Annotated in this window: 13 protein-coding genes; 2 read left to right on the top strand and 11 right to left on the bottom strand. The window is 64.0% G+C overall.

Annotation, left to right across the window (positions count from 1 at the left end; translation table 11 throughout):
* Positions 1-50: 50 nt before the first annotated feature.
* The 9 genes from AU175_RS22105 to aztB all read right to left on the bottom strand — a co-directional run bounded on the left by AU175_RS22105 (position 51) and on the right by aztB (position 11,178).
* Positions 51-239, bottom strand: coding sequence for a hypothetical protein (locus AU175_RS22105; RefSeq protein ID WP_231938620.1), 189 nt, complete (start codon positions 237-239; stop codon positions 51-53).
* Positions 240-1,014: 775 nt separating this feature from the next.
* Positions 1,015-1,203, bottom strand: coding sequence for a hypothetical protein (locus tag AU175_RS21550; RefSeq protein WP_156642097.1), 189 nt, complete (start codon positions 1,201-1,203; stop codon positions 1,015-1,017).
* Positions 1,204-1,530: 327 nt separating this feature from the next.
* The gene (locus AU175_RS00640) at positions 1,531-3,018 is read right to left on the bottom strand and encodes an NAD-dependent succinate-semialdehyde dehydrogenase (RefSeq protein ID WP_082978930.1); all 1,488 of its coding nucleotides are present in this window, start codon (positions 3,016-3,018) and stop codon (positions 1,531-1,533) included.
* A gap of 16 nt (positions 3,019-3,034) precedes the next feature.
* A complete protein-coding gene (locus tag AU175_RS00635) occupies positions 3,035-5,947 on the bottom strand; it encodes an FAD-binding and (Fe-S)-binding domain-containing protein (protein ID WP_066285096.1) in 2,913 nt (970 codons plus the stop codon).
* A gap of 115 nt (positions 5,948-6,062) precedes the next feature.
* Entirely contained in the window at positions 6,063-6,719 is a 657-nt protein-coding gene (locus tag AU175_RS00630; protein ID WP_082978929.1) for a GntR family transcriptional regulator, read from the bottom strand.
* A 151-nt stretch (positions 6,720-6,870) separates the two neighbouring features.
* Positions 6,871-8,088 (bottom strand): zinc metallochaperone AztD, encoded by a 1,218-nt coding sequence (aztD, locus tag AU175_RS00625; RefSeq protein ID WP_066285093.1) that lies wholly within the window; start codon positions 8,086-8,088, stop codon positions 6,871-6,873.
* 30 nt (positions 8,089-8,118) lie between these two features.
* Positions 8,119-9,012 carry a zinc ABC transporter substrate-binding protein AztC gene (gene aztC, locus AU175_RS00620; protein ID WP_066285092.1) on the bottom strand — a complete coding sequence of 298 codons (894 nt, stop codon included), beginning with the start codon at positions 9,010-9,012 and terminating at the stop codon, positions 8,119-8,121.
* A 20-nt stretch (positions 9,013-9,032) separates the two neighbouring features.
* Entirely contained in the window at positions 9,033-10,253 is a 1,221-nt protein-coding gene (locus AU175_RS00615) for a hypothetical protein (RefSeq protein WP_066285091.1), read from the bottom strand.
* Entirely contained in the window at positions 10,234-11,178 is a 945-nt protein-coding gene (aztB, locus tag AU175_RS00610; protein WP_066285089.1) for a zinc ABC transporter permease AztB, read from the bottom strand. Before aztB ends, AU175_RS00615 begins: the two co-directional genes overlap by 20 nt.
* Before the next feature lie 56 nt (positions 11,179-11,234).
* Between aztB and aztA the strand changes: the two genes are divergently transcribed.
* Positions 11,235-11,951, top strand: coding sequence for a zinc ABC transporter ATP-binding protein AztA (gene aztA, locus AU175_RS00605; protein ID WP_231938407.1), 717 nt, complete (start codon positions 11,235-11,237; stop codon positions 11,949-11,951).
* 55 nt (positions 11,952-12,006) lie between these two features.
* Here the strand turns inward: aztA and AU175_RS22100 are convergent, their stop codons facing one another.
* Entirely contained in the window at positions 12,007-12,282 is a 276-nt protein-coding gene (locus AU175_RS22100; protein ID WP_156642094.1) for a thermonuclease family protein, read from the bottom strand.
* Between the two features lie 551 nt (positions 12,283-12,833).
* Here AU175_RS22100 and AU175_RS00595 point away from each other — a divergent pair.
* Positions 12,834-13,181 (top strand): cupin domain-containing protein, encoded by a 348-nt coding sequence (locus tag AU175_RS00595; RefSeq protein ID WP_066285085.1) that lies wholly within the window; start codon positions 12,834-12,836, stop codon positions 13,179-13,181.
* A gap of 160 nt (positions 13,182-13,341) precedes the next feature.
* Here the strand turns inward: AU175_RS00595 and AU175_RS00590 are convergent.
* A partial coding sequence (locus AU175_RS00590; RefSeq protein ID WP_197496993.1) for a glucose-6-phosphate dehydrogenase assembly protein OpcA occupies positions 13,342-13,876 on the bottom strand: 535 nt, incomplete at its 5' end.

The following is a 13,876-nucleotide window of genomic DNA, read 5'->3' as shown; positions in this document are numbered from 1 at the left end:
GTTGGAAGCCCCACCATTCCGCTCCAGTGCGGCCAAAGCCGGGCTGGACTTCAAGATGCTGTCGGCAATGAAGGCCGCCAGTCCGATGCCGTGCCGGTGCAGGTCGGCGATCGCTGCGCGTACCTGGTTCCGGAGGTGTGGTAAGCGCCGGAGGTGACGATGATGCCCTGGTTTCCGGTGACATATTTGGCCACGCGCATGGCGAGGTCATTGGCTTCGGACCCGGTGCAGGTGAACATGATATGGCCAAGTTCGGCCGGGAACGCGGAGCCGGAACGTCTCGTCCTTCTCCGTGGGAATCCGGACAAGTGCACCCCTCAGGCCATAAGACCCTTTAAGCAGCTCCAAAACAGTCGAATCGGCGAGCTGGGACTGTTCTTCCAGGAGCCCACTCTCCGAAGCGACGGCATCAATAAATTCGGAGTCGGTACTGACATCCATGTGCAGGCTCCTGCCGCTACGTCGGGAATTCAATTGAGCAATAGCCGTCGTTGAGGCTGTTCATCTGTTCGCGCGGGAGGGCTGGCCGTCGTCCTGGGGAACGCCGCACTGGCACCCCTCTACGAACTCGCCTACACGCCAACAATCACCGCGTTCGATCCTTGGCTCCTCCTGTCCATCTTGGGGGCGACAACGGCAATCGTCATTCGCCGTTTCGTTCCCACCGGTGCAGCCAGCGTCCGTCAAAAGATAGAACGTCAAACCGCGTAACCCCCACCTCACCATTCCGAATGATGGGGCGGGGTTTATGGGAGTCGACGGACGGAAACTAGTCCGCCGAGATTCCTTTGCTGAGAGCAAGGAGTTTGAGCTCCCGCGAAACAGCTTCTATCGCGGCGGCTCGGGCGGCAGGTTGTCTCCTGCCTGCATGTTTCCGCTCCGCGCGATGTGGTTTGGGTGAATTATGAAAAGGGATGCCTGCAAGACTTTTGGGCACGTCATGGGCGAAGGGGTCGTGGAACACCATCTCAGGCCCCCTCGGTGATGGGGCTGCGCCAGGAATTTTCGCATCAGTCATTGCAACGCACCCACTTGAACATGAATTGCGAGAAGGATCGAACCCAGGGCAACAATGCCGACAATTAGCAGCGGCACGTTGGATTTTGTGCGGTTGCCTGTTCGTGACGCGGGCCATTGCACAGGCAAGACAGCACTTGCGCTGGTCATCATTGCAGCGGCAATAAGGACGATCAGGGTGAGCACGGCACCCTGCCTACAGAGAAGCGACGACTTTGTCGCATTTTGTTTGCCTTTCTTGCGCCCGCCCACCCGGGCGCCATATCCCGGGCCCTTCGGGCGTCGGTACCGGCGGTGTGTGGTCATGACCACAAATCTGGAACTCCAGCCTATCGTAAACTGTCAACAATTTACAGCCGACGGCGCCACCGGACTTCCGCTGCTCCCGCACCTTTCTTGAGGTGGCCAGCTTTGGTGGGCGACGGCGTCGGACTCTGAGTTCCTGCCATCCAGCAGCCCATAGTTGAGGCCGGCACCAATACTGGCACCGGCCTCAACGAGGGGAGGTGAATACTAGGCAGTGGCGCGGCGCGCTACGTTGTAGAAACGGATGTTTTCGTATTCTTCGAGGCCTTCGGCGCTTCCTTCGCGTCCGAGGCCTGACTGCTTGATGCCTCCGAAGGGGGCGCCGGCGTTGGAAGGAACGCCCTGGTTGATTCCGACGATTCCGGTCTCGAGGCGATCGGCGACATTCAGGGCACGGTCGAGGTTTTCGGTAAAGACGTAGCCGGCGAGGCCGAATTCTGTCGCGTTGGCCCGGGTGACCGCTTCGTCTTCTGCGCTGAACCGCTGGATCGCGGCGATGGGACCGAAAATTTCGGACGTGGCAACGTCGGAATCTTCGGTGACGTGGTCCAGGACGGTCGCGGCGAAGAAGTTGCCTGCCGAGTCGTATCCGTGGCCGCCGGTCAGCAGGCTGGCGCCCAGGCTCACGGCGTTGTCGGTGTAGGCCTGCATTTGGGCTACTGCACGGTCATCGATCAGTGCACCGAGTCCGGTCTGCTGTCCGAGGCCGCTTCCGACGGCCACCTGGGCGAAGCGTTCGGTGAGCGCCGCGACGAAATCATCGGCGATGCCGTCCTGGACGTAGATGCGGTTGGCTCCGATGCAGGACTGTCCGCCGTTGCGCAGCTTCGCGGCGAACGTCCCGTCCACGGCGCGCTGGAGATCGGCGTCGTTGAAGACGATGAGCGGTGCGTTGCCGCCGAGCTCCATGGAGCTGCGGAGCACGTTCTGGGAGGCGAGCTTCAGGAGCTGGCGGCCCACCGGCGTTGACCCGGTGAACGAAACCTTCCGGACCCTGGGGTCGAGCAGGACGGCTTCGCTGAAGGCCCCCGACTTGGAGGTGGTGATGACCTGGATCAGTTCTTCGGGCACGCCGGCTTCGATGGCGAGCTGGACGGCGAAGTACGTCGTCAGGGGAGTAAGGGTTGCAGGCTTGATGACGACGGGGCATCCTGCCGCCAGCGCCGGTGCGATTTTCCGGGTGGCCATGGCCAACGGGAAGTTCCAGGGCGTGATCAGTACCGCCAGGCCCACGGGGGAGCGGCGGGTCAGCAGGCTCGCGCCGCCGTCCGGGGTGTCGCGGAAGTTTCCTGCGGGGCGCACTGCCTCCTCGGCGTACCAGCGCACGAAGTCGGTGCCGTACTTGACCTCGCCGCGGGCCTCGGCCAGGGGCTTGCCCATTTCGCGCGAGATCAGGTGTGCGAGGTCTTCGGTGTGGGCGACCAGCTTGTCGTACCATGCGTGCAGCACGTCCGCGCGCTGACGAAGGGAAGTGTTTGACCAGGCAGCTCCTGCCGCGTCGGCCTTGCCTACAGCTTCAAGTGCAGACTCAACATCAGCGTCGGGCACGTGGGCGATCGTTTCGGCCGTGGCAGGGTCCTGCACCGCGATGCCCTGGCCCGGCAGCTTGATGGACTGGATGACGGCATCCGCGTGACGCAGGCTGTCAGCGTCCGCAGTAATCAGCGGCGTAGTGACGTTGGTTGTGAGGCTCATTGGTTCTCTCTTTCGGTTATGGCTTGCTCTGAGGGACGGTGTTGCGGGGATCAAGGAGTTCGGCGAGGTGAAGGCTTTTGCGCTCCGGTTCCAATTGCTTGACCTGCATTACACAGCTGAAGCCGTCGGCGAGGACCGGGGTGTCCCGGGCGGTGCGGGCAAGGGCCGGAGCCAGCGCCTGTTCAGCGACCTTCATGGAGATGTCGTAGTGGTTGGCTTCGAAGCCGAAGTTCCCGGCGACCCCGCAGCAGCCGGTCGCCTCGGTGACGTTGGCGACGCCGAGGGCGGCGAGAGCCTTGCGCTGGACGGTGGCCCCGAAGGTTGAGTACTCGTGGCAGTGTGTCTGCACAGTCACGTCCGTGGGTACGGCCGGTGGCGTCCACCCTGCGTCGACCCATTCATTCACGGCTTCGGCGAAGCTGCGGATCCGGTGGGATACGCGTTCGGCCGCCTCGGTGCCGAGCAGTTCGGGCGCATCCTTTTTCAAGGCGGCGGCGCAGCTCGGTTCGATAACGACGATCGGTGCATCGCTGCCGTCGTCGAGCTTCGCGACGGCCTTGCCCATGAGCTTCTTTGCGGTGTCGAGTTGACCGGTGGAGATCCAGGTCAGGCCGCAGCAGGCGTCGGATTCGCAGCCGACCTGCCGTCCCGTGCTTTCCATGACCCGGGCTGCTGCCCCGGCCACTTCGGGCCTGAAACCCTTGGTGAACGAATCAACGAACAGCACGGCGTCGGCTGCCTTCGTCGGTGTGCTGTGGGGGGCGAGGGCGTCGCGAAGCATCTTCCGGGAAGCAAACTTCGGCATCTTCCGCTCGGTGGTGAGGCCACCGGCAGCGGCCACGAGGTTCCCGAGCGGGCTGGCCAGCACGAGGTTCACCAAGGGGCTGATCAATGTGGTGATTTTGAGCCACCGTGGCAACCAGCCAAGGGAAAAGTGCGACATGGGCCGCAATTTCCCCTCGTAGTAGTGCGAGAAGAACTCCGATTTGTAGCTGGCCATGTCCACGCCTGCAGGACAGTCGTTGGAGCAGGCCTTGCACGCCAGGCACAGGTCCAGTGCCTCGCGTACGTCCTCAGACTTCCAGCCTTCGTCGACGGTCCGGGCACCCCGGACCATGTCCTGGAGCACCCTGGAGCGTCCACGTGTTGAGTCTTTCTCGTCCCCTGTGGCGCGGAAGCTGGGGCACATCACTCCACCGGAGTCTGAACGGCATCTCCCGACGCCGATGCACGCCTGGACGGCATGTACCCAGGGGTCGGCTCCGGCTGCGGCTGCCTCGACGGGCCGGAGTTCGAAGTGTGTCCTCCACTCACGCTCGGGGACACCGTCGAGGGCCAGGTTGGCGTCAAACGGATCGGCATCGGTGATCGATCCCGGATTCAGGATCCCAGCCCCATCCCACAGTCTGCGGTACTCCTCGAATGCGGCGAGCATGGCGGGGGAGTACATCTGCGAAAGCAGCGCTGAGCGGGCACGTCCGTCACCGTGTTCTCCGGACAGGGAACCTCCGTGGCGGACAACAAGTTCGGCGGCGGCATGCGTGAACTTGCGGAACACGCTGCGGCCTTCTTCCGTGCGCAGATCGTATGTGATGCGGATGTGCATACATCCCGCACCAAAGTGTCCGTACATGATCCCGGTGAGCCCATACTCGTCCAGGAGCGTCCGAAAATCGGCCAGGTAGGCTGCCAGGTTCTCCGGGGCAACAGCGGAATCCTCCCAGCCGGCCAGGGACTCCCCGCCACTGGCGGGCCTGGACGACAGGCCTGCGCCGTCCTCCCGGACCCGCCACAACGTAGCGCGTTCAGTGGAATCCGGAACAGCGCACCCGTCCACCAGGCGGCCGTTTCCGGCCAGCCTTTCCAATAGCAGGGCGGCCTGGCGGGCCACTTCGTCCGGGTCGTCGCCGTCGAGGTCCACATACAGGAACGCCCTGCCGCGGGGAAGCCCCAGGACGGAGTCGTCTCCGCGGCGCAGCCGCATGGTATCCACAATGGCCTCATCGATGCCCTCGACGGCTGCCGGTGAGAAGTCAAGAATGGTCTCGATGTCCTTGGCGGCATCGACGACGTCGGCGTAGCCGAGGCAGACCAGCAGCGCACTGGATGGCTTGGGGACAAGTTTCATGCGGGCGCGGACGACGACGGCGCAGGTTCCTTCGGTGCCAACCAGTGCCCTCGCAACGTTGAGGCCGTTCTCCGGCAGCAGGTTGGCAAGGTGGTAGCCGGAGACCTGGCGCTGGATGCGGCCAAGTTCACGGCGGAAAGCAGCCAGGTTGTCCTGGGCGAGCTTTTTGAAGTCCTCGCCCAACTGGAACGCGCGGGAAACGGAGTAAGCGTCGGACGGGTTGGTGGCCCTGACGCCTTTGCCTGATGCGGTAAGAAGGGCGCCATCGGAGGTGACGACGTCAATCTCGTGGACGTGGTCGGACGTCCGTCCGTAGCGGACCGAGTGATTGCCGCAGGCGTCATTGCCAATGGCGCCGCCGATGGTGGCACGGTTCTTTGAGGACGGGTCGGGGGCGAACGTGAGGCTCCCGCCAGTTGCGAGTTCGGTTTCGCGGGTGAGCTGGGCCAGCACAACTCCGGCTTCGACGTCTGCGGTTCCTGCCGCCTCATCGATGGTGATGATGCGGTTCATGTGCCGCGAGAAGTCCAGCACGATTCCCGGGCCAATGGCGTTGCCAGCCATGGACGTCCCTCCGCCCCGGCTGATCAGGGCCGTTTCGGTTTCCCGGCACAACGCAATGACGGCGACGACGTCGTCGACACTGCGCGGAAATACGACGCCGACAGGCGGAATCCGGTAGTTGGACGCATCGTAGGAGTAGGCGGCCAGCCTGTGACCCGAGGCTTCCACGGGCACACCCGCGGCCCGCAGCCTATCCAGGATCGGTGCGTGTTCCGGGGCGGTGAACGTTGAATGCATGGTGCGCTTTCCACTGGGTTTTTATGGAACGGTCTTGATGAAAATCGAGAAGCCATTGACCGGCGAGTGAGGGCGGAACGACCGCCGATCATTGCGAGCCGGTGGCAGGGGCGACCTAGTGCCCCTGGGCCGGTTCTTCCTGGATTCTGGTGCTCAGGAACGCTTCGGCGTCGTCCAAATGGGCCGCCCAAAGCTGCAATGCCTCTTCCGGGACGCCGGCGAGGAGGGCTTGCAGCAGCACGGTGTGTTCATCATGCAGCGTGGATACCTGGAGATACCGGGGGCGAAGAAGTGCCATCAGGAGGCGGATCTCGGTGGAAATCGACTGAAAGAGCCTGCTCAGCCGTGGCGAGTCGGCAGCTGCCACGACTGCCGCATGAAAGCCCATGTCAGCTTGTGCCGCAGTTTCCCAATCCTGATCATCCCGGACCTCTGAAAACTTCGCCAAGGATTTCCGGATACGCTCCGTGTCCGCTCCCTGGCAAACCGAGCGGACCGCCTCAAATTCGATGAGTCGGCGCACACGGAAGATGTCTGCCACGTCCTGGACGGAGAAACGGCGGACCCTTGCGCTCCGCCCGGTTTCACGTTCCAGGAAGCCGTCAGCGATGAGGCCCTGAACCGCAACGCGGGCAGTGGGCCTCGCCACGCCCAACGTCTCGGCCACGTGACTGTCTTTGATCTGCGCTCCGGCTGAGTAGTCTCCGGCCAGGAGGCTGCGCTCAAGCCGGGTACGGACAGCGTCGGCAACTGTCACCGCTTCATGTATCACGTAAAAACTGTATAACAGCTATACAGCTTGGGCGAAAAGCGGCGAAACTCAAGGTAACGCTGGCTTCCGCAAGAAAACGCAAGGGAGCTGCGCACTGTTGCGGCGCAGTTCCCTTGCGTTCAGACCCGCGACGTCAGTAGCGGGCCAGCTACTATCCGGTGACGCCGGTGAGTTCGTTTGGCGTGGTGTCCAGGGTCCCGGTGCTGGTGATCTTCCCGGCTTCGAAATCCACGGCGTGGATGGTCTTGGTGGACGGGTCGGTGATGTAGGCCGTGTGGTCGTTGACGAAGATCGTGGGCCGGGCTTCCTGCCACTTCAGCGGCTCCTCCCACGGGGCAACCACCGGGATGCTCTTCGTAACGGCCGCCTTGTCCGGGTCAATCACGTGCAGGGCGCCGTCCGTGCCCAGCACCAGCCCTTCACCGTGGGGGCCGCGGGCCAGCGAGCGGAAGCTGTAGCTGGTTCCCAGGTTCACCAGGGTGAGTTCCTTGGTCCTGGTGTTGATCAGGGAAATCTGCTCCGGGCGTTCCAGTTCGGCGTCCTTGTCCTGCTTGTAGTCACCAAGCGTGATTTCGGATTCTTCAGAACCAGCCTGGTTGCCGATTCGGCCGTAGTCCGTGGGGCTCTCGAGTTTGGTGATCTCGCCGTTCGCGTAGATCAGGACGCCGGTCTGGCATCCGATGACCACGGCTTCCCCTGCGGCGGTCGCCTCGCCGTGCACACCTGGGCAGTCCTCGTTCCGCGCAATTTCCTTGCCGTCCTTGTCGAAGACAACGATGCCGGGGCGTTCCTCCTCGTTGCCCACGGTGAGGACCAGTTCGCCGTTGGAAAGCTCGACGGCGACACCGTGGTGGGCTTCTGCGGCCTTGTGGGTTTCGGTCTTGGGCTGGCCGTCGCCGAGGTCCTCGGATTCGAAGACGGTCACTTCGCCGGTTCCGTCGCTGAAGAGGATGGTCTTGCCGTCGTGGCGGACCACGTGGCCGGGCTTGGTGGTGGGGAAGGAAATGTCCGTCATAGCGGGTTCCTGGGCGTAGTGCTTCCCGCCGTCGCTCCAGACGCCGGTGTCCAGCACTTTGAAGCCCTCGGTGGTGGAAATGATGACGTGCCGCCCGTCCCCGGCGGGGTTCACGCGATTGAAGCCTTCCATCGGGTAGTCGCCCAGCACCTCGAAGGAGTCGCCGTCCAAAACTTTGATGCCGCCGTCGTACGTGGTGACGAGGCGTGGGGTAGCCTCGGCCACCGTGGAGGCGCTGGCCGGCTCGGCGGTGGTGTTGCCGGCCGGGGTTGCGTTGGAGCCGCAGCCGGTCAACATCAGGCCGGAGACGGCCAGGGCCGCAAGCAGGCGCGCGGGGATAGTGCGGTGATGCATGGGTGTTTCCTTTTCTTGGTGGGTGATGGTTCAGGACAGTGCTTTGGTGATGCGGTCGGTGTTTGAACGCATCATTTCGAGGTAGGTGTGGGCACCGGACCCTCGTGCTCCCAGGGATTCGGTGAAGAGGGGTACCACTTCGATGCCTTGGCCCGCTTCGGCGGCTAGCACGTCAGCCAGGCGTTCCGGCTGGGAGGAGTCCGCGAAGATCGCCACGACGCCTGCGGCCCGGATCTTGGACGTGAGGTCGTGGAGGTCTGCCGAACTGGGCGAGGCGAGTGTGGTGCCACTGGGAATGACAGCGCCGATGACGTCGAAACCGAACCGGTGTGCCAGGTAGCCGAAGACGTGGTGGTTGGTGATGAGCTTGCGCCTGGAGGGGGCGATGGCGGCGAAGCTTTCCTCCATGGAGGCGTCAAGTTTGTCCAACTCGGCCACGTAGCCGACAGCCTGGGACCGCACGACAGAACTGTCTACTCCGCCCACGTGCTCAATGACGTTTTCTGCGATCTTCTCTGCGGCCAGCCCCACTAGGGAGGGGTCGGTCCAGAAATGCGGGTCGTCTGCGCTGTCGCCGTCGTCGTGGGTGAACTTCAGGGGCTCGACGGCGTCCATCGCCGCCAGTGTGGGGACGCCTTCTGCTGCGGCGGCCTCTATGTGGTTTAGGACGCCCTCTTCCAGGCCCGCGCCGTTGTGGATGACAAGATCCGCGTTCTCGATGACCGCGGCTTGTTTGGCTGAGATGCCGAAGGAGTGCGGATCGGCGTTGGATTCCATCAGCACCACGACGTCGGCTTCCTCGCCCACCAGGTTGCTGGTGATGTCGCCCAGGATGTTAGTAGTGACGACGACGGTGGGCCGCTGCGCCGCTGCCGCCGAACAGCCGCTCAGCGCGAGGCCAAGCGTCAGGAGGGCCGCGGCCATCTTCGCTCTTGTGCCGCGCCTCACAGTCCGGTCTCCAGCATCATGTCGGCAGCCGGAACGTCGAAGGTCCTGGCAACCCGGAGCCCGTCCGCATAGTCGATTTCGCGGATCGCCGATCCATCAGGATCACTGAGGTAGGCCCGCGCGGTATCGATGCGGAGCTCCGGTACGGCATCGGCCTGTGCCGAAAGGGGTGCCAGCATTGTCACCTGGGCGGCCACTTCTCCGGAGGACGGATTGAGGGTCATCAGAGAACCGTCGACGCCGAGGGCCAGCACCCGTTTTGTATCCCCTACAGCGGAGGCAGTGACCACCGGAACGGGGGTCTTCAGGTATGTCCAGGATCGTTTTGACACATTCAGGTGCCAGATGCCGCCGTCGCCCGCTGGTGCGGCGAGTTCGTTGGAGCTCTTGCGGTGCTCAAGGCTTGTGGCGGGCGGAATTCCGGCGGCGTCGGCCGGATAGGGGATCTTCTCGGCGGCGAACTGGCCGTCATCCTCGGTAATGAGCAGGGCCCCGTCCGCGCAGGCCAGCACCACGCCCACCCGGGTCGTGGCGTGGGCCGAGGAACCGGCGCACGGCTGTTCAGCGAGCACCGTGTGATTCTCGGCGTCGCGGACCTCCACCGCTACGGGAGCGGGGCCGTCGCCGGCAATACTTGCGATGAAGTGCCCCTCGTAGGGGATCACACTGCCCTGGTGCGGTGTAGTGGTGATTCGCGCGGACTCGACAACGTGGCGTTCGTCCAGGTCTTTGTGCCTGTAGATGGATGCGTAACCGCCGGATTCGGAGAACACCGCTATGGACTTGCCGTCGCCGGCCACAGCGCCAGCGTCAGGAATGGTGATGGCGCCAACCGGACCGGGCGTTGAGCTGTAGTAGTGCACGTGGTCACCGTGGTCCACTGTCCATGCACCGGCGTCGAACACCGTGACGCCATCCTGCGTGGTGACCAGGGCGTAGCGGCCATCCAGCCGGACTGCGTCGACGGGTCCGAACGTGCCGGCGTCGGTCGTCTCGTCTGTCAGGAGGGAGAGCAGCTGCGATTCCCCGGTCTCCCGGTCAAAGGTGAGCAGGCCGTTTTGCGGCTCCGGGTTCTCCTGCGCGCCGGCGACATAGCCATGGGGCGTGGTGCCTGCGCCCGGAGCGGCTGGGTTGCCAGTACCGGATGCCGCGCAGGCGGAGAGCAGTAGCGGAAGGCAAAGCAGAAGGAAAGGGAGTTTAGGGGTGGTGCGATGCATTGGAATGCGGCTCCAATTCTGGCTGTGATGCGGGCGTGCGGATTGGCGCGGGTTCGACGGCGGGTGCGGCCTGGCCCTCTTTGCTGACGGTGGCGCGGTGGAGCATGGCATCTTTGCGGACCATGGCGCGGGCAAGGGCGGAGACGAAGTAGGACAGAGCGGCAGTGAGGGCGATGGTGGCGCCGGCGGCCGTGGACGCATACCAGGAGATCCAGAGACCGATGACCACGCTGGCGACGCCGATCAGAGAGCCGAGGATCATGACAGCCCGGATCGACTTTGCCCACACCAGGGCAGCCGCGGGTGGGGCGATGAGCAGGCCAAAAACCAGGAGTGTTCCGACCACCTGGAACGACGAAGCCACAGCAAGGGTGATCAGGCACAGCAAGACAAAGTGGGCCAGACGGGGCCGCAGCCCGAGGGTCGCCGCTTTCTGCTGGTTAAACGCTGCCCCCATGAAGGCGCGGTGGAAGATCGCAGCTGCCGCAAGGACGACGACGCCGACGACGCACAACACGAAGATGTCCTTCGTTTCGACGGCCAGGACGTCGCCGAACAAGGTGCCCGTAAGGTCCACGGCGAACGACCCCGAGGCGGACACGATGATGACGCCGAGCGACAACATGACGACGAACAGCAGCCCGATGGCGGTGTCCTGGGAGACCCGACGGTTCCGGGTGATGGCCGAGACCCCGGCCGCCGTCACCGCAGCGCTCAGCGCTGCACCGACGATGAGGTTGCCGCCCAGCAGCGACGCGATGGCAATTCCGGGCAGCAGCCCGTGCGACATTGCGTCGCCAAGGAACGCCATTCCCCGCACCACCACCCAGGTTCCGACTATGCCGCAGACAATTGCGACAAGGCCGCCGCCGAGCACGGCACGTTGGACGAACGAAGCGCTTAGGGGATCAAGTAACCATTCCATCGTGGATCATCGTACAGTAGATAATGATACTTGTTCGCAATAAGGAAAGAGATGCAGTGTCTTCGGTGATCTTCAGGAATGCTGGATATGCCTACCCTGACAGGCAGGCGTTAGCGGACGTTTCGCTGAGCTTCGAGCCGGGCATGCACACAGTGCTGACGGGCAAGAACGGCTCCGGGAAGTCGACGCTGCTCGCCCTCGCGGCAGGCGTACTGCGGCCGACGCAGGGGGCAGTATCCGTCACTGCCAGCCGCCGCCCCGCTTTCGTCATCCAGCAAACCCGGACACCTGAGTCCATGCCGTGCACTGTCCGCATGGCGGTGGAGATGGGCAGGTGGCCGCACCGGCGGGGATTGCTGCCGCTGCGGGCCCTGGACCGGCGGGTGGTCGCGGCGGCGATGATGAGGATGGGGATTGAGGACCTTGCCGGCCGCCAGCTCAGCGAACTCTCCGGCGGTCAGCACCAGCGCACACTCGTAGCGCAAGGGCTGGCGCAGGAGTCGGACATCCTGATCCTGGACGAGCCCACGGCCGGCCTGGATGGGGCAGCACACCAGCTGATTCGGTCAGCGGTTGAAGAAGAACTGCGGCGCGGTGTGGCAGTCATCGAGTCAACCCATGACCTGAGGGATATCGAACGTGCAGACCGTGTAATCACGCTCGAACGGGGACGCGTCAGTTCGGACACCCGGCAGGCGCCCGCCGCGCCGAGGCTGGACCGTGACGAAAGCCTGTCAGGTGGTGTTGCCGGCACAGGTGGCTGGGCTCCATAGCCCACGTTCGGCAGTGCGGGCCGCCTGTTCGGCGTCGCGGAAGGTGTCCCTGTATTTATAGGACGTCTCGTACGTGTATTCCGAAGCATTGGACTGGTTTGTGGGGATCGGCCTCCGGGGTGTCGATGCCGATGAGTCTGACGCGGGTCGAGTTGCCCTCGATGGTGACCCTGATAGTGTCCCCGTCGGTGACGGAGGTCACCGGGAAGGGTCCTTCGGCGCTGGTCGGGCGGGATGCGTTGATTGGGTCAGCGTCCGTCGGGTTGGCTGCCGGGCCATTCCCAAGGAGCGAGCACTCGGCCAGCAGGATGGCGCAGGGGATGGTTGTCATCGTGGTGTGCCAAGCTGCACGCCTTAATGGGGTCATGGGGCAGGTTTTCAGTCGCGGCAGTCGGGCCAGAGGTCTCCGTCGTGAAAGCAGCCGGAGGTCCATGTCTGCGGAACAGGAGATGGGGTCCGCCGTCCTGTGGTGGCGGCAATGATTCCGCTTGAAACTCTAACGTTCGTGCCGGTGCATGAGGACTGGCCGAGGGCCCGGGGTGGTGTTATCCGTTTCATGGCTCATCCTGCTCCGCGCTTGCCGCTTATTGTCTTCGCCGCCAGTGGTTTGTATCACTGGGGTGCTGCTGGATTAACCATCCCGCCGCCGGATCAAGACTTCCCATGGTTTTCCATAGCTCGCGTGCAATTCTTGGGCAGGGAAGCGCAAGCATCTGCGCACGCGATGAACGGGGTGGGGTGCGGCCTGGCCACGGCTCCTACGGGTTTTCCTGGTGATGCGTTGGGACCTTCGATTCACCGTGGTGGTGCTGCCAGATGACATCCACTGCGGCATCGGCTACGATTGTCAACAATTGACAGCACAACAGAAGGAGAAGTTTTATGCGTCCGTACGTGTATGTACCTGCCGCCAAGATCACCGGGGAGCTCGAGCCCAACGGCCACCGTCCCAACTACGACTCGGGTGACCCCAAGACGGCGATCCTGAAGTTCGACACCGCCATCAAGACCGGTGTCTGGGAGTGCCAGCCCGGCGGCTGGGAAGTGACCCCCCGCGAGGACACCGAGGTGTGCTACATCGTGAGCGGCCGCGCGACCGTTACCGACTACGCCACCGGCAACAGCTACGACATCACCGGCGGAGACGTGATCGTGCAGCCCAAGGACTGGACGGGCCGCTGGGAAGTCACCGAGACCATCCGCAAGGTCTACTGCCACGGCTTCGACTGAGCGCCGTCTCATCTGGCACGCAGGTGACGAACGGGCCGCACCCCGCAACGAGGGGTGCGGCCCGCTCGCGCTGGGAGCCTTTGTTTCAGAGGGTCTGGGGCACTTTGATGGCCCGCATGACACGGTCGTTAACTGCCCAGAAGTCGTATGACCTCCCTGTTCAGGCGAATTGAACCTCGGCCAGCTTAGGCTGGGTCCGACTGGCGCCCAGCCCCTTCCGCAGGGCTTCTCCGAAGACTTCGTCGGGGTCGAGGCGGCGGAGTTCTTCGGCGAGGCAGTCTTTGAGGCTGCGGCGTGGGAGGGAGATGCGTTGGGCGGGTTGTCCTGGTTGGGTGAGTTCGGCGATGGACAGTCCTGGGCGGAAGAGTTGGACGTCGCCGCCGGGGCGGGTGAGCCGGACGCGGCGGATGCCGGTTCCGGCGGGGTCCGCGACGATGGTGACGGGGGCGTCCAGGGCCAGGGTGAGCCAGGCGGCGAGCAGGATGGTGGAGGGGGAGTCGGAGGCTCCTTCGACGGCGACGGCGGTCACGGGGGAGGAATCGACCTGGTCCAGGACTGCTGCGAGTTGGATCCGCCAGTTGGTCAGCCGGGTCCAGGCGAGGTCGGTGTCGCCGGCTTTGTAGGTGGTGCGGATGTTTTCCAGGGCCCGTTGGGGGTCGGGTTCGTTCGCGGAGTCGGTGATCCAGAGGCCGGTG

This window comes from Arthrobacter sp. B6, assembly GCF_001663775.1.
Taxonomy (GTDB): Bacteria; Actinomycetota; Actinomycetes; order Actinomycetales; family Micrococcaceae; genus Arthrobacter.
This window is presented reverse-complemented; position numbering and strand designations above follow the sequence as displayed.

Coding starts and splice junctions, on each gene's coding strand:
- aztC (WP_066285092.1), bottom strand. CDS start 9,012: ATGGCCGCGGCCCTCCTGACGCTTGGCCTCGCGCTGAGCGGCTGTTCG.
- AU175_RS22105 (WP_231938620.1), bottom strand. CDS start 239: ATGTTCACCTGCACCGGGTCCGAAGCCAATGACCTCGCCATGCGCGTG.
- AU175_RS00615 (WP_066285091.1), bottom strand. CDS start 10,253: ATGCATCGCACCACCCCTAAACTCCCTTTCCTTCTGCTTTGCCTTCCG.
- AU175_RS00635 (WP_066285096.1), bottom strand. CDS start 5,947: ATGCATTCAACGTTCACCGCCCCGGAACACGCACCGATCCTGGATAGG.
- AU175_RS22100 (WP_156642094.1), bottom strand. CDS start 12,282: ATGACAACCATCCCCTGCGCCATCCTGCTGGCCGAGTGCTCGCTCCTT.
- AU175_RS00595 (WP_066285085.1), top strand. CDS start 12,834: ATGCGTCCGTACGTGTATGTACCTGCCGCCAAGATCACCGGGGAGCTC.
- aztB (WP_066285089.1), bottom strand. CDS start 11,178: ATGGAATGGTTACTTGATCCCCTAAGCGCTTCGTTCGTCCAACGTGCC.
- AU175_RS00640 (WP_082978930.1), bottom strand. CDS start 3,018: ATGAGCCTCACAACCAACGTCACTACGCCGCTGATTACTGCGGACGCT.
- aztD (WP_066285093.1), bottom strand. CDS start 8,088: ATGCATCACCGCACTATCCCCGCGCGCCTGCTTGCGGCCCTGGCCGTC.